Origin of the sequence: Photobacterium carnosum, assembly GCF_002849605.1 — a bacterium.
Taxonomy (GTDB): Bacteria; Pseudomonadota; Gammaproteobacteria; order Enterobacterales; family Vibrionaceae; genus Photobacterium; species Photobacterium carnosum.
Window position 1 is genome coordinate 61,812 of the sequence record NZ_NPIB01000018.1, and the last position, 19,993, is coordinate 81,804.

Sequence of the window (19,993 nt, forward strand, 5' to 3'; positions counted from 1 at the left end):
GCGCTTAGTATGAGAGAGTGACATTTAAAGCTAGAGAGAAGCAATAAACTCAGTTACAGTTATTAAATAGATGAATAGGTATTATAAGGAAGAATATACGATGAATCTTACTCAAGCGGTGTTGACAGTACCCTCACATATGGTACCGGGCGGCATACCACAGCCTGATCTCAAACAATTAGGATTCAGTAATTATGAGCATTGTTCGATCATCGATTCAACAAAGCTAACTCGCTTTACATTCTCACACCCCACCAAGCATGCAACCGAAGCACAATTTGACGACGCTATTGAGCAATTTATTTGGTTATTTGCCAAAGGCACTCCCTATGTTATCGATAAGAGCTTTACTGGAAAAACCCCCGATAGCCGTCATCGCTACTACTACACCAATAACAAACGTATCTGCGAAGCGATTAACTAATCTATTTCTCTTTAATGGCCAATCTATCGTATTCATCCTAGACTTTCTGTAACTAGATTGGCCAAAAATAACAACTTATAACATTATAACTTTGCCAATGTTCCACTGTCAGATTGTATCCGTAGCCAGTCACCATCATCTTTTAATAATAATAAAGTACCGTCAATATTGACTGATTTTTCCGTTAAGTGATTAAGCTGATGAATATTATTTCTAAACACACGCTTTAAATTTGTGCCTAAAAGCGTATTCATATAATGCTGTAACGCGGCATCTTTTTGAAATACTACAGTCGTGTTATTCGCTAATTGAATCTGGATTTGTTCAATATCCGTCACAACAACTTGCTGCTGGGCTAATTCAGAAGCAAGATCCAGATCGTTGATACAATTTGTTGTAATAGTAACGATAGTATTAGTCATTGGTATTCCCTTCTAAAAAGATATACATCGTATGATTTAAGTTACACCCGTCGTTACAGAAAAGACATAAGATCATTTTTATATTGCAACAACCTCTCTTTACCACAGGTATCTCCTTCGCCTAATGTAGTAAAAACACCATTAAAACATCATAAAAGTGTCATCATTATTTTCTACCCTAAGGCTCTGCTGTGGCTTAATAAACTTACACACATTAACTATAGATATAACAACAAAAAATAAGGAATCACCCTTGCCATCTACAACTCAAACAATAATGAATACCAAAATAACAACGCCATCTTATCTTGCTATTTTTGACTTAGATGAAACGCTAATCGCTGCTGATTCAGCCAGTCTATGGAATCATTTCCTTGTTGAAAAAGGGCTTGCTCCTGTTTCATTACTCACACATGAACACGCCATGATGACCGCCTACGCTAAAGGCACGCTTGATATGACGAGTTACATGACAGCAACGCTTGAACCACTAAAAGGGAAAAAACCTCACATAATAAAACAGCGGGTTGATGACTTTATTCATGAGGTTATTACTCCAGCAATATACCCCCAGGCACTTGATCGTATTGAATGGCATCGAAAACGTGGTGATCATATTTTAATCATTTCAGCAACTGGCGAACATCTGGTTAAACCAATAGCCGCAGTCCTTGGCATCAATAATGTTATTGCGATTAATTTAGAACAAAAAGAAGGAATATATACGGGGAAAACAACTGGCATATTAAGTTTTAAAGAGGGAAAAGTTGAACGCTTAAAGCTCTGGTTACAACAACAAAATCATAGCTATAAAGGTAGTTATGGTTACAGCGACTCCATTAATGACTTACCGTTGCTTAACTTTGTTAATAAACCGTTCGCCGTTAATCCTGATCCCATGCTAGCGATGCATGCCCAAATGCAAGAGTGGACGATCATGGATTGGCGTCATGCTAACAATATTCTTCGTTAGTCATTCACTACTCACTGTTGCAATATATCGCTCTCAATTAAGCAACCAGATCACTATAATTCACTCTTTATTAATGAGAACATGTTAACAAACGATAAATATATTCTTTAACTATACTTGATAATACATTTTCAGTACCCATTTACAGATAGTAACAAACTAAATAAAATTTATTGTAGCAAACTATAGATGTAGTACAGCGAACGTAATACAGTATTCGCGCATTCTATTTCGATTTACAGATTATAAAGGTGCATTCATCACCTGTTCAATGTCTCTATGAGAATACTATAATTTGTAAGCAATCTTATTTAGCAAGGATGATGTTAGATAAAACAACATCAACCAAGCAACGGTACACCCTACCAATGACAGGGTATTGAGAAGGTAATAATCATGACTCCACAAGAAAAAGAACTGATTCAAAGCGTTGCTGCTAAGCTGCAAAAAAGCCCTGAAAGCAAAAAAGATGCAGACGCAGAGCAATTTATTAACACTGAAATTGGCGCACAGCCAGATGCTATTTACAAACTAACACAAGCCGTACTTGTGCAAGAAATGGCATTAAAACAACTAAAAGAAAAAAACGATTACTTAGAGAAGAACGCTGAGTATTACAAAGAAGAATCAAACCGCGGCCCAATGAGCCGTATGTTTGGTGGTTCTCGCCAAGCACCACCTCAACAGCCACAACCGCCAGTTCATCAACCAAGTGCTTTCGGTGGTTTCATGCAAACCGCAGCTGGCGTTGCAGCCGGTATGGTTGCAGGTAGTGTGATTAGCAATATGATATTTGGTGATAAACCAGCAGAAACAGCAGCGGCAGATCCAGCAGCTGATGCAACTCCCGCAGCAGATGCAGCAACGGATACAACAGACACAGCACAAGCAGATGCTGCGACAGATGCAACGACTGATCCACAAGCTGATAATGAAAGCTTCCTTAATGATGACTCAAACAGCTTTGCGTCTGACTACACTGGCGGTTTTGGTGATTCAGGCTTCGGTAGTGATAATAATAGCGGTTTTGGTGATTCAGGTTTTGGCGGTGATGATAGCGGCTTTGGTGGTGACGATACCTTCGCTAACAATAGCGGTTTTGGTGACACTGATGGCGGCTTTGGTGATGATTTCGGTGGTGACGACGACTTCTAATCTCGTTGTTACTCGTCACACAAAAAGAGCGCTTATGCGCTCTTTTTTAATTGTAAGACTTAATAATCAACGTCTCGATGCTCTTATTTAATGAAGCATATCACTTTGCGATTACTACTCTCTTTATTTTAAAATTTCCATAGTAACGTTTAATACACCAGTACGAGGGTTACCAATAGCTTTAAATGCCGAGCTTGATAGATCAATTATACGTCCACGAATAAATGGACCACGATCATTAATAGTAACAATGACGCTTTTATGATTATTGATATTAGTTACTTTTACTTTGGTACCAAAAGGCAATGTACGGTGGGCTGCGGTAAGCTTACCTTGATCAAAAATTTGTCCATTGGCTGTCTTTCTCCCTTGGAACATATTGGCATAATAAGACGCTTTACCATCAATAACCTTTGACTTTGATGTTGCCGTTGATGTTGGCACAGAGATAGGTTTAACTTCTTTTTTATACTCAACTGGCTTGATGATTAACACTGGCCGTTGCGTATCCGCGGTTACGGTTTCTTTAGCAACCTCAGGACTCACACAGCCTGATACGACAATCAGCATAACTGAACTTAAACTCAAATTTCGTATCACAGATCCATTCATACCAACGACCTCCACCGAATATTATAATTTAGCTGTTTAATATGCCTCAATAGCAAACAGACAATAATTGTTAAATTCTATCACTAAATGTAACTTAAAATAAAAATAATCCTGATATGCTATTTTAAAGACAAAAAAAACCGACATCATTAATAATATCGGCTACAAAAAGGAAATAATTAAACATACTGTTCTCGCTCCATCTTTTACTTCTACTTCCATTGTAAAAATAAGCAATGACAATATAGACAAAGCAAGTTATATACCAACATCAAACACTCAAAACATATTAATATATATCACCAAATAATACCTTTCCATCCCACATTTATATATTAATATCCTTTTTTGGAATATTTACCCGTTAATAAAAAACAATTGTTATAGCAAAATGCATTGCATATCTCTGCGCATTATTGAAACAATGTAAATATCAATTACGTAAATTTACTCTAGTCGAATACAAAAAATCCCTTTAAAATACGTATTTCCAATCAGTACAGAAATTTCACATGTTTAAATTATTAACCTCAATGCCACCACTGGTTGCATTAGCCATTGCCATCATTTTTGAAGTCATTGCCACATCATTTATTCCTAAAGCAGAGCAATTTACGAAACTCGTACCCAGTGTGATTATTATTACTGGTTATGCGATTGCCTTCTTTTTATTGTCTGTCACCGTAAAAACCATGCCAGTGGGTATTGTATATGCAATCTGGAGTGGTTCAGGCATTGTTCTGGTCGCAACCATTAGCTATTTTGCTTATGATCAGCGTTTAGACTTACCCGCCATGATTGGTATTGGATTAATTATTGCGGGTGTATTAGTGGTTAACCTTTTATCAAAAACTGTTTCGCACTAACCATCCCCAATGAAGCCTTTATCGTTGTTTTCATTTAAAGCTAAACAGGAGAAGCCTTTACTTCTCCTTTGGTTATTAGCGCCTACCTATTATTAGCACCTACATTGCAAGCATCAACAGCGTAGTCATTAATACCCGATAGAAGCAATAAAGTTATGCAGCCATTGCTGTCCTAGCGGTGTAAATACAAGAATAAAAACACTGATATTAATGAAAATTGTTAACCATAAAATCACTTTAAACGGTTGTTTTTGAGATTTATGGCGTAATATTTTCTGCGCCCATAACGCACCAGGCCAACCACCTACTAATGCTAATAAATGTAAGCTCGCTTCTTTGGTTCTCCATGCCTCTTTTTGTGCTGCTCGCTTATCATGGGCATACACAGCAAAGGTTACAATACTCAAACAGACATAACCAATTAATACCCAATACGGGCATCGAGCTAACCACACCCAGCCAGCGACCAGAGCCAGAAATAACACGCTAAACCCTTGCGCTTTACTCATTGGCGCGGTGTATTTATCAAGTCCTGAATGTGCTTTAACAAACATGACTGATTTCGCTGACTTTTTACTTTTATTATCAACGCTTAGCTCATAAGAAACACGTTCATTCATCCGCGGTCGACTTTGACGATCACTCAACGCACTAATATGAAAAAATACATTCTCACCACCCGCTTGAGGTTGAATAAAACCAAAGCCTTTTTGATGATTCCATTGCACAACAGTGCCTTTATATTTCATATATTACCTATTGTTTTACACTGTAAACAGAATGGATCGTTATTGACAATAAAGAACAAATAACACCATGATTTATTAATGTTTTATTATAACGACCATCAATCGTTATTCTATTTAATTGTGGTTATTACAACATTGCATTGCCATAACCTTTTTTTTGCTATCAAGTTAATACTTTCATCATTAAAAATATCACAATTGTTGAGTCTGATTAAAGTAATGCATACAATAACAACACTTTTTCTTCCATTATTGTTATTAAATAATCGTCGTTAACCACGGCATAATACTCATCTCTACTTTCCGTTAATTTGCTTATTGCGCCTTTCATCAACTTAGGTGAACCATGCTTAAACGCTTTTTAAAACGCTTTGAAAATTTCACAGAAGCATTTCCGAAACAAGATCCTGAGCAACCACCACAGGGTATTATCGCTTTTTGTCGCTACTATAGCCGTGGTTTTGAAAAGCCATTGATTATTATGGCATTCCTTAGTGCTACGGTTGCTATTTTAGAAGTGGCACTGTTCGGCTTCATGGGAAAATTGGTTGATTGGCTGACAGAAAGTGATCCACATACCTTTCTGGCTCAAAATGGCACCAGTTTATTTTGGTTAGGATTAGTGATTTTAGTTGTCATGCCAACACTGGTATTGATTTCATCATTAATCACCAACCAATCGTTGCTGGGTAACTACCCTATGTCGATTCGCTGGCTCGCGCACCGTTATTTACTCAAACAAAGTGTGTCGTTCTATCAAGATGATTTCGCGGGTCGTATCGCGACCAAGGTTATGCAAACCTCGCTTGCGGTGCGTGAAACAGTAATGAAAACTGCTGATGTGTTTGTTTATGTTGCAGTTTACTTTACCTCATCGTTAGTCATTTTAGCGCAGGCTGATTGGCTGTTAATGTTACCAATGCTGTTTTGGTTAGCCGCTTATATGTGTATTCAACTTTATTTTGTACCTAAACTTAAGCACATTGCAGCAGAACAAGCAGACGCACGTTCAACCATGACGGGTTCAATTGTTGATAGCTACACCAATATTTCAACAGTTAAATTATTCTCTCACGATCAACGTGAAACTGAATATGCTGAAAAAGGCATGAAAGGCTTTTTAAGCACTGTACATCAACAAATGCGGTTAGTGACGGGGTTTAACTTCTGTGTTCAATTAACTAACTATACCCTGCTGTTTGCGATTTCTGCGATCTCAATTTATTTATGGATGCACAGTGCAATTCAAGTCGGTGCCATCGCAATAGCTATCAGCCTTGCGTTGCGGATCAATGGTATGTCAATGTGGATCATGTGGGAAGTCGGCGCATTATTTGAAAACATCGGTACGGTAGTTGATGGCATGAAAACCTTATCAAAGCCAATTGCGATTGAAGATGCCCCTGATGCTGAACCATTAGACGTCACTCAAGGTGGCATTGAATTTGATGATGTTAGCTTCCATTATGGCGAGAACAAAGGCGTGATCAGCCATCTTAACCTCAACATTAAGCCCGGTGAAAAAGTCGGTTTAGTCGGTCGCTCTGGCGCAGGTAAATCAACCTTGGTTAACCTATTATTGCGCTTCCATGATGTTGAAGGTGGACAAATACGCATTGATGGCAAAGACATTACCTCTGTCACTCAAAACTCGTTACGTTGTAACATAGGTATGGTCACCCAAGACACTTCATTACTGCATCGCTCTATTCGTGAAAATATTCTCTATGGCGCGCCTGATGCTGGTGAAGAACGATTATTAACGGCAACACACCAAGCACATGCGCATGAGTTTATTGAAACGCTAACTGATTCCTTTGGTAACGTCGGTTATGATGCTCAAGTGGGTGAACGTGGCGTTAAACTGTCTGGCGGTCAACGTCAGCGAATTGCTATTTCACGGGTCTTACTTAAAAACGCACCAATATTGATTTTAGATGAAGCTACATCAGCGTTAGATTCTGAGGTTGAAGCGGCCATTCAAGAAAGCCTCAATAAATTGATGCAAGGTAAAACCGTAATAGCGATTGCACACCGTTTATCGACCATTGCCGCGATGGATCGCTTAATCATTCTCGATAAAGGTCAAATCATTGAGCAAGGATCCCATGCTGAGTTATTACAGCAACGCGGTATTTACGCGCAATTATGGGCGCATCAGACAGGTGGGTTTATTGGCGAGCAGAATATTTCAGTTGCTGCTGATGATTTGAATCAGAATATATAGCTGCAGTGCCACTATAACGAAGCCGCTGATTTAGCGGCTTTTTTTTGTTATGTGCTTTATGGTGATGTTTTTAAATTGGAATTGAGAAAAATATGGGTGTTATATATTTTTTCATTTTTCTCTAGCCTGTCCAACTATAGTTACTCTCCCGACAACACCTGCCAATGTCCAAACTTTGTCATTCCCTACGCGAGGGCGATAAGGAATCTATTCACAGCGTGTTGTAGAGTTATTTTTTCGTTGGTGTCTGTAATGCTCAAACGTGTAGTGAATAGATTACGGGTAGCCCTCATTTCCCTATTTTCAAAAACATATGGCTGTTTTATGTGCAGATGATTACCTGGTAAAAACTAGCAATGAGTTTTAGTGATTCTCCAATTAAAGTTGCACAAGATGATATTAAAGTAATTGCTCTTGTTGAGATGGCAATTAATAAACAATAAGTTAAAAAATGTATGAGACAGGTATGTCTCATACATTATCAATAATAATATTTTTTAAAAGCTCTTTAATTATCTCTTAAATGAAACTGTATAGTTAGAAACTATATCAATCCCTCTTAATTTATAAGCTGTTAATTTCTCTCTGATAGCAGCTACATCCTTCATTTGATTTGTTGTTACTATAGATCGAATAAAATCATGAACATTTTTTCTTAATTTATTTAAGCATTGTTCATTCATAATTCGTACATCCTGAGCTGGTGATGCTGCATATTCAAAAATTACACTAGGGTGAACTATTATAGGTGTATAGTTATGATTTGAATCATATTGCTCATTAAACCATAGAGTTGATCCAGATAATTGATTGCAATAATATTTAGTTATTTTATCTGACGTTGCTTCATTTTTACATTCAATTACTAAATATTGATTATTACCTAGAGCCCAAAGATTATCAGGTCCTTTACCATAATCTTCTTCTGGTCTTTGTCCTCGAAAACCCAAAATATTTGCTAAAGTATTAATAGAGAATTCGAATTTTTGATAAGAATCAGGTATAAATCGTAAATTATCTAAAATACCATCAACACCTATTATTGCTTTATTTGCAATAATAAATGTTGATGTTAAATAATTGGAACAACAAATAGCTTGTTCGTGAGTAATTTCATTTATCCTTTGATATTGCATACCATCGATAGGCTTTAATAGCCGAGCATTCAGACTGTTAGCAGCATGTAATATTTTCTGTGACTCAATTTTATCTTGAATATTTACATATTCTGAAAGAATTTGTTTCATATATCCTTCAGATTTTTTCTCCTTACAACATTTCACAGCTGTATCTAATACATCAATAGCACTTGAAATATTCCCTCTATTGGTTGCATTATATGCAGACAGAATAGATAAAGTTAATGGATTTGTACTCTCTGTTTTTTCATATTGTAATGAAGATAAATTACCCCTAGTAAATGTTATCCAATCTGTTTGTTGGTTAAAACAATAATCCATAACGCTAAGTAGTTCTGATATTGGTTTTCCTTGTATCTGCTCTGATATACTTTCAGACATCTCAACTTGTTTTAGCGTAGCCGGAGAGAAGTGTTTTTTTGCATTGTCAACATAAAGCATGCTAGTCAGCTCTTTCCCTGTTAATAATACAACACAATAATCATTATTAGATCTTACACCTCTTCCCATTCCTTGTTCTATTGTTTGAATATATCTTGCTGCATGTAACCCACTAGATAGTAAATATCCCTGTTTAACTTTATCAATAAGCCGACGCGTATTAGGTATACCATCTAAGACTAATAAACGGCATGCATTATGCGGTAAATCTATACCATCATATCTATTAATTAAAACAGTTAAGCCTACATGTTCTCTATTCAAACGTTCAATGCCAGCTTCTATATTATTAGCATTTAATTTTAAATCAACAACATCATCCCAATGCTTTGATCTATACTCAGATGGTACAATAATAACAACGTTTTTATTTAGTGAAATTTGTTTGCATAGGGATTTTATATCATTATCTGTTATTTCAGGGTTAATTACTTGCGGCATCAAAATCATTCTATCGCCAGCATCACCTGCATTATCAGGAGTTATAGTATTTGATATAAATTGAGGATCCACACCAAAATGAGTAGATAATATCGTATCATCAGCTAATGTTGCAGTCATGAAGATCTTTCTTTTCGCTTCCTGCAAAGATGGTATTACTGATATAGGAATACAATGTGGTGATATTTCAATATAACTTGAATGCACAACACAGTTACAAAGCTTTAAATTATCTTTCATTAATGGATAACTAAATAATAAATCATTATGTTTTCTATTTTTCACAAGGATTTCTGTTATTTCTTCTTGTTTATCTTGCCATGTCCAAAATGGTAATTGTAAAAAAGCAGAATAGTCACCTTCAACAATCTCATTATAACGACTAAAATTTTGTTTTTTTAACGATGGTGTAAAAAGAGTCATTAATTCTTTATAAGCTTCACTACCATTATTTATTTTTATTGTAAATTGATCTTCAACTGTATTAATACATGCATGTGCATCATCAATAATAATACTACCTATATTGATTTTAATACCATCATCACCAACACCAAATTTTGAACGGCCATTTACCAATTTATGTATATTTATAACAAGTATGCTTTTCCCTGATAAAAAACTTGGGCATGTTTCATCTTTAGTAGTTTTTATACCTATTTCGTCAGCTTCATTTATAACTTGTTCAACTAAATAATTATCAGGCACAACGTAAACAGCAGGTGCTATTTTTTCATTTAAACAACTTTTTAAAGTAAGCAATCCTACTATTGTCTTTCCACCACCAGTATTCATCTTAATAACTAAGTTTTCAGTATTCCTAATATCAAACCACTTTTGCCATACTTGTGATTGTACGTCCCGTGGATATTGATATTTTTGCTGGCTTATTTTTGGTAAAGCTTGAAATATTTCACGTGGTGGTAATGCTGTATCATACGTTTGTCCACCACCTAACTTACTAAAATCAATCATTTTTTATCTACTTTTTAAAACCTCCTTTATACGCCACCAAGTGAATATCTGTCTAAGAAACTATAAAATAATATAGACTTACATTATTTTATTTTATTTTGCCATTCAATATTCAGTCATTATTGTCCCTTACTTCACAATATTTAACCTTAAAGAAAAACATGGGACAAAGAGAAACATGGGACAGCCATATTTTTGTTGTAGGGAATGACAACATTTGGACACGGGCATGTGTTGTTGAGAATGGCAGCAGCGAGAGAAAAAGTTATGGGTGTCCATTATTTTTTAGGCATTGTTATATCCAAATAAAAGCCAATACCTTATTCACTTTCGACTAAGAGTATTGGCTTTATTCGTATGATGGTTGTTACGATTTTTTAAAGTTTACAGACCGTAAGATGCTAGCAAGTTATGGAAATATAATGAGATACTTGCCCAGGTTCGAGTGAACCAACCGCCTTGTTGAACGCTGTTGAGCGCGACAAGTGGCTTTGATTGAATAACTTTGTCTTTATAGGTTACGGTAATTTCGCCTAATTTCTCACCCTTCTCAACCGGTGCTTTGATATCACGGTCAATTTGAAGCTTAGTTACCAGACCTTTCTCATCAACACTGGAAGGAAGAACCAAGGTTAGTGGCTTATCAAGGCCTAGAGAGACAGTATCTTGTTTTCCTCCCCAAACGTTTTGTTCAGAAAGCTTACTGTTTGCTGCATACAAGGTGTCTTGCTTGAAGAAGTGAAAGCCGTAATTGAATAGTGCCTTACTTTGAGCGGCAACATCATTCAGTGATTTTGTACCTAGAACAACGCCAACCAACTTCATTGGGTTATTGGGTATCTCAGCAGAGCTTACCAGCGAGTAGCCCGCAGCTTCTGTACTGCCTGTTTTCATGCCCGTCGCATATTGATAAGTGAACAATAAGCGATTGAAATTTGGTTGGCGGATATGATTGTATTCAAAATACTTTTGACTGAAAAAATGAAAGTATTGAGGGTAGTCGTTCATGATGTGCTGTCCGAGCAGCCCAAGATCATAAGCGGTTGAGAAATGTGCTGGCGCAGGCAGACCCATGACAGTGGTAAAGTGGGTATTGTGCATACCTAACTTAACGGCTGTCGCGTTCATCATTGCAACGAATGAAGATTGCGAACCCGCTATGTAGTTTGCCAGTGTTACAGCGGCATCATTGCCCGATTCAACAATCATACCTGAGATAAGATCTTTCACTGAAACAAAAGAGCCAGGCTTTAAGAACATTCTTGAGCCACCCGTGCGCCACGCGACTTCTGGTACTTGTACTTTTGAGTCGAGTGAAATTACACCGTCGGCCAGTTTTTGTTCAACAATGTACATGAGCATTAACTTGGTGGTGCTGGCTGGGGCCATACGCATGTTGGCATCGTTAGCGGCAATAATCTGTCCCGTGTTAGCATCCATTAAAATGAAAGCGCGTGCTTCAACTTGAGGTGAGAATATTCCTGCCTGAGTCCATTTTTGCACCAGCGTTTCTGGGATACCATTATTGCCACCAGCTTCTACTGGTGCAGCAGGCACTTGTATATTTTCTGGAATACTGGTTTTTACATCAATAGCACCGAAACTATTGAGTGGAGCTTGAGCTGCTTTGTATTGCGTTGCCGCGAAGTAATCACTATTAGGCATAGTGTTCATTGCATTGTTGCTAGGTGTGGCAAATACTGTACTAGAGGTAAATAATGCAGCGATGGTTGCTGCTAATGAAAGCTGTTTGATTATTGTCATAAGAGTATTTTATTTATAGTTACTTACTAAAAGCGCGGTATAAAAAAGCGACTAGATAGGATACTGACTTCGCTGAGTAATTAATGTCCTGCAGAGTCTATCCATCACTACCACAAAAATGGTGAGTGCTTTTTCGTTCTTGATTAGTATTGCAATGACTTTGGTTACAAATCGCATTTATATAATGATGTTCCGATCATTATGCACATGTAACCTTTATCCCGTTAATAGCAATAACCAAATGATGATTAAGTCCTGCTTTCTCAGCGGATCATTTGAACCTCATGTTGGTTATAGCCTTTTGTATATTGTCTGTTTCCATCTTACCAGCAGATCCTTTATAGAAACCTGAACGGTAATGATGTTTATGCGGTATAAATCAAACATTGAATGGAACAAACATAGGACAGCCATATCTTTTGCTTTTAAATTGAGTCCCTAAAAAACAAACCATTCCACCAGCAATAAACTCTCGAATCTGAAATTTACAGCTCATTGTTTATAATTCTTCATTAAATCGTTTCTGTTACCATATTTCAGGATCAACAAAACCTACAATCCTGACGGTTATTGCAGTGTTTTCATCTAATTATAAGAAACTATGTTTAATTAGGGTGTAGCTGGTGACTCGCCGACTTTCCTTTACACCAATGCCCACCTGCATGTTGCTTGAAGGCACACATTCGGGACCATTTACCGCTTATATTGGCATAATGTTCCATAAATTGTTCACTGTGCTCAAGCCAAGCATCTGATGTTATTCCCATTTGCTGTAAAATCTTTGGCTGATTAGGTGCTATAAAGCCTTTTTTATCATTTCGAATACATCGGCCAGTCCAGTCAATCAGTTCAAGGTAATCGGCAAAAGCAAAGTTTATACCTGCGGTTTTAGCTTGATGCTCAGCACCAACAAAGGGTAATAACTGAAAATAAGAGTTACTTGATGATGATTGTTTAGATGAGGTTTTTACTTGTTGATATTCACGAATACGTTGCTGAATAGAGGTAAAATCTGACTGTTCTAGTGACGGTGTAATGCCTGCTCTAATAGGATTTAAATCAACGTACATCATGCAAGATAATAACGCTTGCTCGTCCAGTAGTGCCTGAGACTTAAATCGTCCTTCCCAAAACGCCCCTTTACATTGATCTTCTTTATTGGATTTTCGTGCTATTTCTTCATTAAGACAGCGCATGAACCAGCTAATACTGCCTAATCGTTGCTGCCATTCAGCCACTAAGTCTGATAATGTTTGTTGTTTATCCGAGCTAATTTGACCCTCTTTTAAAAAATCGACAGCGATAGGATGACCACTAAATAACTGTAACCAACGTGATATCACCGCTTCAGGGGTTAGCTTTTGCTGCTGCTCGGTATCTATTTTTAGCACTAAATGATAATGATTACTCATCACGGCATAAGCGCACACATCAATACAAAAAATAGCGGCTAATTGTTTGATTTTATTTACTATCCAACCACGACGGTGTTGATAGTTTTTGCCATTATACGGATCATCCCCACACAAATATGCACGACGTACACAACGATTAATTACATGATAAAAAGGCGTAATTTGAGGCTCTATCAATTTTCGTCTTGAGATTGTCATTTATTTCACCATAAGCAACTTGAAGATTAAGTGTAGTAGCTCATTATTAATGTACAAGGTTATGGCTGTCCTTTATTGCTCGCCTATTGCTTGGTGCTTGGTTGCTCTTTGTAAAAGTTATGGCTGTCCCATATTCTTCTTCATATTCCTTACAGATAAAGACCGCCTTGATAGACGGTCATTCTTTGTTAACGTTACTTGTTTGACTCACGAACGGTGTATTGATATCTCACATTTACAATAGCTTGATAACTAACCGTACCATTCTGGGCATATAATTCATCAATAGTCATAGACGTATTTTTTAGCTTGGTAGAATTATATGTATTTCGCCATATATTAAGTTTTTTACTTAACTCCAGACTGTTTAAGGTGTCTAAATTATCTCTAATGTTATTACCCGCGACCACTGCTGCGCTTTTATCTTGCATAACTGCAGTTTTAAGTTGTTTGTCACCTAAACGGTCGGAATTATTCCCTATATTTTGTGCAAAAATAGAAGATGAGAATAAAAAGATTAAAGTGGCTAAAAATATTTTTTTCATAATTTGAGTTCCGCTTATTTATAATTACTTGTTTGCTACTGATGATTTATTAATGCACCAGAGTATGATTTATCCAAACTAACTGTTATCACAAAGTTGCTATTGCGATTTATGAGGTAATAATTTTTTATTGTGTTCAACAACCATTATTGCAATGGCTAAAAATAGAATATCTTTAACTAAGAAGAAGTTTGCAATAGGAACGCCATCGACTATTTTCCAAGTATTTGGTGTAGTAAATAAGAAACTGAGTGTCACTATAAAAATAGCACTGGCAACAATACCTGAGATATAACCGACCTTAGGGTTAAAGAAACCATAAAAAAGTCCAATCGCCACGACTATCTCACTAAATCCTACAAGATTAGAGACGGTTTGAACTGAGAAAAAATGGTATGTCCAACCCATTAAGGGATGATTTTTAATAAGAGGTTCAATTGCTGCCGCTTCTGTTGGCGTAAATTTAAAAATACCAATCCACAATAAAACTAACACAACCCCAAAAACACCGACTTTATACCCTATTGTTGTCGTTGATAGCGCTAACATGTTTTTTCTTAAAATATCCACATCTATCCCTATATGATTGAACTAAACTGTTTCGTTTAATCTATAGTGAAGAGCAGCACCTGTCAATAACTTTAAACTAAACTGTTTAGTTTATTTTAGCCAAAAAACACTTCTATAAGTTAATAGCGAGTAAATAACAAAGAAAGCGATTGAATATCATTACAAGTAAGGGCATATCCACTAAAGGTGAAGCCATTACTTTCTAAGCGTTTCACTATGCGAGAGATTGAGGAGAAACTTTGGCTTGCTCAAATAGCTGACTATCAAGATTATTAGACAGACTTAAACTATAAAAATAAACGTATCTACAGAATCAAGAATTGAAGTAATCCGCTAAAAAGTCAATAAAAGAACGAATACGTTGAGGTTGCTGTTCTGCGTCTTTATAGACCATATACATGGGTAATTTTTGGGTTTCATATTGTGTCAGTAATAAAATCAACGTGCCAGATTGTAGATCTTGTTCTACCATCCATCTCGGCATTGCCGCTATACCCTGACCGAGTTTAGCCATTTGAACTAACATCTCAGGATTATCACTTCTAATTTGTTCATTAACTTTTATTTTTACGATTTCTTTGCCCGTATTGAAACGCCATAGATTTGATGGTGTCGATAAAGAATAAGTTAAACATTTATGCTGACGTAAATCGTCAATATCAACAATGGCTGGAGTCGTTTTTAAATAATCAGGAGATGCAAAATACACCAATTCATTATCCAATAACCATTTGGCTTTTAAACCTGAATCTTTAAGATATGCAGCACGTATGGCTATATCAATATTACCTTCAAGTAAATCAACAAATTTATCAGACACTGAAACATCAACGGTAACTTGCGGATGTAAATTTAAAAATTGATTAAGAGGCTGAGACAGTAACTGGGTGCTAAAAGCACTTGGCACTGATAGCTTTAGTACCCCCGAAATAGTTGCCTGTTCTTGGCGTAAATTAGATTCAAAGCAATCCATTTCATGGGTAATATTTAACGCTAAACCTAAATATTGTTGCCCACTCTCAGTGAGGCTAATCGCACGGGCATGTCGATAAAACAAGCTCACGCCTACTTGTTTTTCTAACCAAGCGATTTTCTTACTTACCGCACTTTGCGTCGTATTGAATTCATTCGCTGCAGCAGTAAAACTCCTTAAATGAGCAACTCGAGTAAATACTTTTAAACAATCAAATTTATCCACGACACATTCCAGTTTGGAATCATAATAAGCGAAATACTACCCTCCTTAATCTCCAATTGGAATGCTTTAATAAGCTTATCGTTTACCAAGGAGTTTACATCATGCTATTTATTCAAGGTCTACTCATCGCATTTTTCTTATTCACAAGTTCAGTTAAGATGTTTGGCTGGGTAAAAGTCATCTTTGAACCGCAATTGACCTTTTTTCGTCGTTATGGACTTAACCGTAGCATAATGTTTATTGTCGGTATTATTGAAGCAACAGGGGCAATAATGCTGTTAATCGGAATGATCATGGTCAGCCCATTAATCAGTACTATCGGGGCCACTTTTATTATATGCGTATCAACGGGGGCAATGTTCTTTCACTTTAGATTTGATACCGTAAAAGATGCTATCCCTTCAATAATAACGTTAATATTATCTGTTATTGTCGCCATGCCTATGATTTTAGGATCGATTTAGCATCAGACATTATATGAGTAAAAATAACCAAAAATTAATGCAGCTTATTATTAACGGTTATCAAAGCACCACTTAAATAGGATTTATTGGGCTGGCTTAAATCAATCATCAAATCTGCAAGATCTGATGGATGTACCCAAGTAGCAGGATCGGCATCAGGCATAGCTTCACGATTTATAGCAGTATCAACAATCGTAGGTAAAACGGCATTTACACACACATTTGATGATGCCCCTTCTGCGGCCAAGCTCTCTACAAATGCATTCAATGCAATTTTTGAAGCCATATAAGGTCCAAATCCTGCGGGTATATTACGTACGGTATCTCGAGCTGATACAAACATTAAGCAACCGTCACCTTGAGCTTCCATTAATTTAAACACTTCACGTCCAAAAATGAATGCGGTCATAAAATTCACATTAAATAGATCCACTACTTTATTAACATCAATATCTTTCCAATAGCTCCATGTATATATTCCAGAGCAATGAAAGTAAGCATCAACATGGCCCAAAATATCAGCTGCTTTTGCTACTAATGTTTGACTTTGCTGTTCATCAGTAAGATCTCCCAATAAAACCGTAATCTTTCCCGAGTATTTACGTTCTAAATCTTTAGCTCTATTTTCATCACCAATGCGGCCAATCGCTACGATATGGGTTCCTGTCGCGGTCAGTTTTTTAATTAATTGTTGTGCCGTTACAGAAAAGCACGATGCAATAATAGCGGTATTTATAGAATTCATTTTGTTCTTCTCTCAATTAATCAGAATCTGCATATTAATGAGAATAACTAGAGACATGAACCAACGATCAGACAATATAGTTTTGCTTTAAAAGCAATTATGTAAGCGTTAATGTTTAAAAAGTGGATCAATAATATAAGATAAGCATGTACTATCTTGGTGATGAACGGTATTCATCCCCTAAAATAATCAATTTTATTATATGAGTCATTAATATGAGTCTTTTCACTCGCCTTGCTTATTTCAATTGTGTCGTAGAACAAGGTTCCATATCCAAAGCAAGCCAAGTTTTCGATGTTCAACCCTCATCTATTTCAAGACAGCTTTCTGCTTTAGAAGCAGAATTAAATGTTCGAATATTAGATCGTACAACACGTAATGTTGGCGTAACTGAAGCTGGATTGGTATTTTATCAATATTCCAAACGTATCATCGCTGAATTTGACGAGGCGAAACGTGCGGTAAATATTGTACACAACTCACCTAAAGGTCGACTTAAAATCAGTGCAACGGTGGCGTTTGGTGAAAATAAAATACTGCCCCTTCTACCTTTATTTAGAGCCGCATTTCCTGACATAAAAGTTGAGATTGAAATTACTGAAAGGATCGTTGATCTAATTGAAGAAAATGTCGATGTCGCTATTCGTAGTGGCCGATTACCCGATTCTAATTTAATCGCTAAAAAACTCATGAATAATCATTTTATACTTTGTGCTAGCCCAAGCTATTTAGCACATCGAAGTATACCTAAAACAACCGCAGATTTAGCCCAGCATGATTGCTTAGTCTATGGATTTAAAGGTTGGCATGATTGGTATATCTTAAATAATAAACCATCAAAAATAGAGATCCCTTATTACATGGAGGTCAACTCTGTTAATGGCCAAAAACAACTCATATTAAACGGAGGTGGTATCGCTCTACTGCCACAATGGGCTATTGATGAAGAACTTAACAACGGCAAACTGGTACAACTGCTCCCTCAATCGACGTTCAGTCCGTGTCACTATGAAACAAGCACTTATGCGATTTATCAACATCGGCAATTAGTTTCAAGTAAAGTTCGCGTCTTTTTGGATTTTCTGAGTGAACATTTCAATTAAACACCGCATCTGATATTTAACGTTAAATAACAATAATTCTACTTAATTCCACATTTAATCACGAAAAATAATAAATTATCGTTATAATTAATCAACAAATAATCAAACTGATGTGAGTAAACCTTAATCGTGCATGAATAAGCTTTTGACTTAACACACCTAAAAAAAAATCTAATGTTGCAATAGCATAACTTGAACACTTTTGCAGTCAGATGTAACATGTGCACACCATTATTTGAGAGGACACCGCTTTGAACACACCCAGTCGGTACTGGAATGAGATTTTTCTCCGTTAATCTGTCCTCTTCTGCTTTTGTATGTAAGTTGACAATGTTTAACTGTCAGCATGCACTATTCCTTATATTCGTTGCTTCTGCTTAAAATCTTATTATTCCAGTTTTGCATTGGTCGACGCTGTTTTTATCAGCCTCAAATCGTGTTTTAAAGTGTTCTTTATATCATCGCCATTAGTGGAGATATAAGACATGCTGAACGCATACGCATTAAACGATTTACGTTTACAACGTTTAGATTTAGAAGCCAAAGATCCCATTTCATCAGCATTATGGGTTGATCTTATCGAACCCAATGAAGCAGAACGCGAACGTGTTCAACAGGAACTAGGACAAGGCCTTGCAACTCGCCCTGAACTAGAAGACATTGAAGCCAGTGCGCGTTTTTTTGAAGATGAAGATGGCTTACACATTCACTCATTCTTTTATTATGAAGATATGGATGATTATGTAAGCAATGCAACAGTAGCTTTTACCATTAGAGATGGTCGCTTATTTACCTTACGCGAACGTGAATTACCCGCATTTCGTCTTTATCGCATGCGTGCTCGTACACAGCGTTTGCAGCAAGGCAATGCTTATGAATTATTACTCGATCTATTTGAAACGAAAATAGAACAACTTGCCGACGTTATTGAAGATATTTATAGCGAACTAGAGTCGATTGGTAAAACTATTTTAAGTGGTAATAAACCCGGTGCCAATTTTGATCAAGCCTTATCGCATCTAGCAAAACAAGAAGATGCTGGTTGGAAAATACGCTTGTGCCTAATGGATACTCAGCGAGCATTAAGCTTTTTAGTTCGCAAAGCGCGTTTACCTGAAATTGAATTAGAGCAAGCTCGTGAAGTGTTACGCGATATTGATTCTTTATTACCGCACAATGAATCTTTATTCCAAAAGGTTAACTTCCTAATGGACGCGGCAATGGGCTTTATTAATATTGAGCAGAACCGCATTATTAAAATATTCTCAGTGGTATCAGTGGTCTTTCTTCCGCCAACATTGGTTGCCTCTAGTTACGGAATGAACTTTAATTTTATGCCTGAACTTCATTGGGAGTTTGGCTACCCCTATGCGCTAGGGCTGATGATATTGGCAGGTTTCGCCCCTTATCTGTTCTTTAAACGTAAAGGCTGGCTATAAGCTACTCTTTATCCTATTTATACGACGGATTATTTACAAAAAAAGAACCCTACTTCAAAAGCAGGGTTCTTTCTTATTTATAACCAATCATCACTGACTGGTAGTCTAAAATAACTGTTATTTGTTAA

The 19,993-nt window shown here is 36.6% G+C and carries 18 protein-coding genes; 8 read left to right on the top strand and 10 right to left on the bottom strand.

Annotated features, from left to right (window positions below; all coding sequences use genetic code 11):
- The first annotated feature begins 100 nt into the window (after positions 1 to 100).
- Positions 101 to 424 carry a hypothetical protein gene (locus CIK00_RS14195; RefSeq protein WP_101769484.1) on the top strand — a complete coding sequence of 108 codons (324 nt, stop codon included), beginning with the start codon at positions 101 to 103 and terminating at the stop codon, positions 422 to 424.
- Between the two features lie 83 nt (positions 425 to 507).
- Here CIK00_RS14195 and CIK00_RS14200 read toward each other — a convergent pair whose 3' ends face one another.
- Entirely contained in the window at positions 508 to 846 is a 339-nt protein-coding gene (locus CIK00_RS14200; protein WP_101769485.1) for a hypothetical protein, read from the bottom strand.
- Between the two features lie 253 nt (positions 847 to 1,099).
- Here CIK00_RS14200 and CIK00_RS14205 point away from each other — a divergent pair, with 253 nt between their 5' ends.
- Together CIK00_RS14205 and CIK00_RS14210 are read left to right on the top strand one after the other, a co-directional pair.
- Positions 1,100 to 1,819, top strand: a complete 720-nt coding sequence (locus CIK00_RS14205; RefSeq protein WP_232579457.1) for an HAD family hydrolase — start codon at positions 1,100 to 1,102, stop codon at positions 1,817 to 1,819.
- A gap of 396 nt (positions 1,820 to 2,215) precedes the next feature.
- Positions 2,216 to 2,974, top strand: coding sequence for a DUF2076 domain-containing protein (locus CIK00_RS14210; protein WP_101769487.1), 759 nt, complete (start codon positions 2,216 to 2,218; stop codon positions 2,972 to 2,974).
- A gap of 123 nt (positions 2,975 to 3,097) precedes the next feature.
- Here CIK00_RS14210 and CIK00_RS14215 read toward each other — a convergent pair whose 3' ends face one another.
- Positions 3,098 to 3,586, bottom strand: coding sequence for a septal ring lytic transglycosylase RlpA family protein (locus CIK00_RS14215; RefSeq protein ID WP_101769488.1), 489 nt, complete (start codon positions 3,584 to 3,586; stop codon positions 3,098 to 3,100).
- A gap of 533 nt (positions 3,587 to 4,119) precedes the next feature.
- Here CIK00_RS14215 and CIK00_RS14220 point away from each other — a divergent pair.
- The gene (locus CIK00_RS14220) at positions 4,120 to 4,452 is read left to right on the top strand and encodes a DMT family transporter (protein ID WP_193435476.1); all 333 of its coding nucleotides are present in this window, start codon (positions 4,120 to 4,122) and stop codon (positions 4,450 to 4,452) included.
- Between the two features lie 128 nt (positions 4,453 to 4,580).
- Here CIK00_RS14220 and CIK00_RS14225 read toward each other — a convergent pair whose 3' ends face one another.
- Positions 4,581 to 5,201 (bottom strand): DUF1294 domain-containing protein, encoded by a 621-nt coding sequence (locus CIK00_RS14225; RefSeq protein WP_101769490.1) that lies wholly within the window; start codon positions 5,199 to 5,201, stop codon positions 4,581 to 4,583.
- A gap of 346 nt (positions 5,202 to 5,547) precedes the next feature.
- On the opposite strand from CIK00_RS14225, the gene CIK00_RS14230 reads away from it, so the two are divergent.
- Complete coding sequence (locus CIK00_RS14230) at positions 5,548 to 7,428, top strand: ABC transporter ATP-binding protein (RefSeq protein ID WP_101769491.1); 1,881 nt, start codon at positions 5,548 to 5,550, stop codon at positions 7,426 to 7,428.
- A 512-nt stretch (positions 7,429 to 7,940) separates the two neighbouring features.
- Here the strand turns inward: CIK00_RS14230 and CIK00_RS14235 are convergent.
- From CIK00_RS14235 to CIK00_RS14260, 6 genes are all read right to left on the bottom strand, one after another.
- Entirely contained in the window at positions 7,941 to 10,424 is a 2,484-nt protein-coding gene (locus CIK00_RS14235; RefSeq protein WP_101769492.1) for a DEAD/DEAH box helicase family protein, read from the bottom strand.
- Positions 10,425 to 10,808: 384 nt separating this feature from the next.
- Positions 10,809 to 12,188 carry a D-alanyl-D-alanine carboxypeptidase family protein gene (locus CIK00_RS14240; RefSeq protein ID WP_101769493.1) on the bottom strand — a complete coding sequence of 460 codons (1,380 nt, stop codon included), beginning with the start codon at positions 12,186 to 12,188 and terminating at the stop codon, positions 10,809 to 10,811.
- 605 nt (positions 12,189 to 12,793) lie between these two features.
- The gene (locus tag CIK00_RS14245; protein ID WP_101769494.1) at positions 12,794 to 13,801 is read right to left on the bottom strand and encodes a transposase; all 1,008 of its coding nucleotides are present in this window, start codon (positions 13,799 to 13,801) and stop codon (positions 12,794 to 12,796) included.
- Between the two features lie 194 nt (positions 13,802 to 13,995).
- The gene (locus CIK00_RS14250; protein WP_101769495.1) at positions 13,996 to 14,346 is read right to left on the bottom strand and encodes a DUF3316 domain-containing protein; all 351 of its coding nucleotides are present in this window, start codon (positions 14,344 to 14,346) and stop codon (positions 13,996 to 13,998) included.
- A 99-nt stretch (positions 14,347 to 14,445) separates the two neighbouring features.
- Positions 14,446 to 14,895 carry a DUF417 family protein gene (locus CIK00_RS14255; protein ID WP_101769496.1) on the bottom strand — a complete coding sequence of 150 codons (450 nt, stop codon included), beginning with the start codon at positions 14,893 to 14,895 and terminating at the stop codon, positions 14,446 to 14,448.
- Between the two features lie 334 nt (positions 14,896 to 15,229).
- On the bottom strand, positions 15,230 to 16,114 hold the full coding sequence (locus CIK00_RS14260) for a LysR substrate-binding domain-containing protein (protein WP_101769497.1): 885 nt from the start codon (positions 16,112 to 16,114) through the stop codon (positions 15,230 to 15,232).
- Positions 16,115 to 16,215: 101 nt separating this feature from the next.
- Here CIK00_RS14260 and CIK00_RS14265 point away from each other — a divergent pair, with 101 nt between their 5' ends.
- A complete protein-coding gene (locus tag CIK00_RS14265) occupies positions 16,216 to 16,578 on the top strand; it encodes a DoxX family protein (RefSeq protein ID WP_101769498.1) in 363 nt (120 codons plus the stop codon).
- A gap of 34 nt (positions 16,579 to 16,612) precedes the next feature.
- Here CIK00_RS14265 and CIK00_RS14270 read toward each other — a convergent pair whose 3' ends face one another.
- A complete protein-coding gene (locus CIK00_RS14270) occupies positions 16,613 to 17,323 on the bottom strand; it encodes an SDR family oxidoreductase (RefSeq protein WP_101769499.1) in 711 nt (236 codons plus the stop codon).
- A 215-nt stretch (positions 17,324 to 17,538) separates the two neighbouring features.
- Here CIK00_RS14270 and CIK00_RS14275 point away from each other — a divergent pair, with 215 nt between their 5' ends.
- Together CIK00_RS14275 and corA are read left to right on the top strand one after the other, a co-directional pair.
- Positions 17,539 to 18,426, top strand: coding sequence for a LysR family transcriptional regulator (locus CIK00_RS14275; protein ID WP_101769500.1), 888 nt, complete (start codon positions 17,539 to 17,541; stop codon positions 18,424 to 18,426).
- A 485-nt stretch (positions 18,427 to 18,911) separates the two neighbouring features.
- The gene (corA, locus tag CIK00_RS14280) at positions 18,912 to 19,865 is read left to right on the top strand and encodes a magnesium/cobalt transporter CorA (protein WP_101769501.1); all 954 of its coding nucleotides are present in this window, start codon (positions 18,912 to 18,914) and stop codon (positions 19,863 to 19,865) included.
- Positions 19,866 to 19,993 lie beyond the last annotated feature (128 nt).

Bases quoted from the DNA above. Each gene is read 5' to 3' on its own strand.
- CIK00_RS14200 (WP_101769485.1), bottom strand. From the start codon at position 846: ATGACTAATACTATCGTTACTATTACAACAAATTGTATCAACGATCTG.
- CIK00_RS14250 (WP_101769495.1), bottom strand. From the start codon at position 14,346: ATGAAAAAAATATTTTTAGCCACTTTAATCTTTTTATTCTCATCTTCT.
- corA (WP_101769501.1), top strand. From the start codon at position 18,912: ATGCTGAACGCATACGCATTAAACGATTTACGTTTACAACGTTTAGAT.
- CIK00_RS14210 (WP_101769487.1), top strand. From the start codon at position 2,216: ATGACTCCACAAGAAAAAGAACTGATTCAAAGCGTTGCTGCTAAGCTG.
- CIK00_RS14195 (WP_101769484.1), top strand. From the start codon at position 101: ATGAATCTTACTCAAGCGGTGTTGACAGTACCCTCACATATGGTACCG.
- CIK00_RS14235 (WP_101769492.1), bottom strand. From the start codon at position 10,424: ATGATTGATTTTAGTAAGTTAGGTGGTGGACAAACGTATGATACAGCA.
- CIK00_RS14220 (WP_193435476.1), top strand. From the start codon at position 4,120: ATGCCACCACTGGTTGCATTAGCCATTGCCATCATTTTTGAAGTCATT.
- CIK00_RS14275 (WP_101769500.1), top strand. From the start codon at position 17,539: ATGAGTCTTTTCACTCGCCTTGCTTATTTCAATTGTGTCGTAGAACAA.
- CIK00_RS14265 (WP_101769498.1), top strand. From the start codon at position 16,216: ATGCTATTTATTCAAGGTCTACTCATCGCATTTTTCTTATTCACAAGT.
- CIK00_RS14230 (WP_101769491.1), top strand. From the start codon at position 5,548: ATGCTTAAACGCTTTTTAAAACGCTTTGAAAATTTCACAGAAGCATTT.
- CIK00_RS14270 (WP_101769499.1), bottom strand. From the start codon at position 17,323: ATGAATTCTATAAATACCGCTATTATTGCATCGTGCTTTTCTGTAACG.
- CIK00_RS14240 (WP_101769493.1), bottom strand. From the start codon at position 12,188: ATGACAATAATCAAACAGCTTTCATTAGCAGCAACCATCGCTGCATTA.
- CIK00_RS14225 (WP_101769490.1), bottom strand. From the start codon at position 5,201: ATGAAATATAAAGGCACTGTTGTGCAATGGAATCATCAAAAAGGCTTT.
- CIK00_RS14255 (WP_101769496.1), bottom strand. From the start codon at position 14,895: ATGTTAGCGCTATCAACGACAACAATAGGGTATAAAGTCGGTGTTTTT.
- CIK00_RS14215 (WP_101769488.1), bottom strand. From the start codon at position 3,586: ATGAATGGATCTGTGATACGAAATTTGAGTTTAAGTTCAGTTATGCTG.
- CIK00_RS14245 (WP_101769494.1), bottom strand. From the start codon at position 13,801: ATGACAATCTCAAGACGAAAATTGATAGAGCCTCAAATTACGCCTTTT.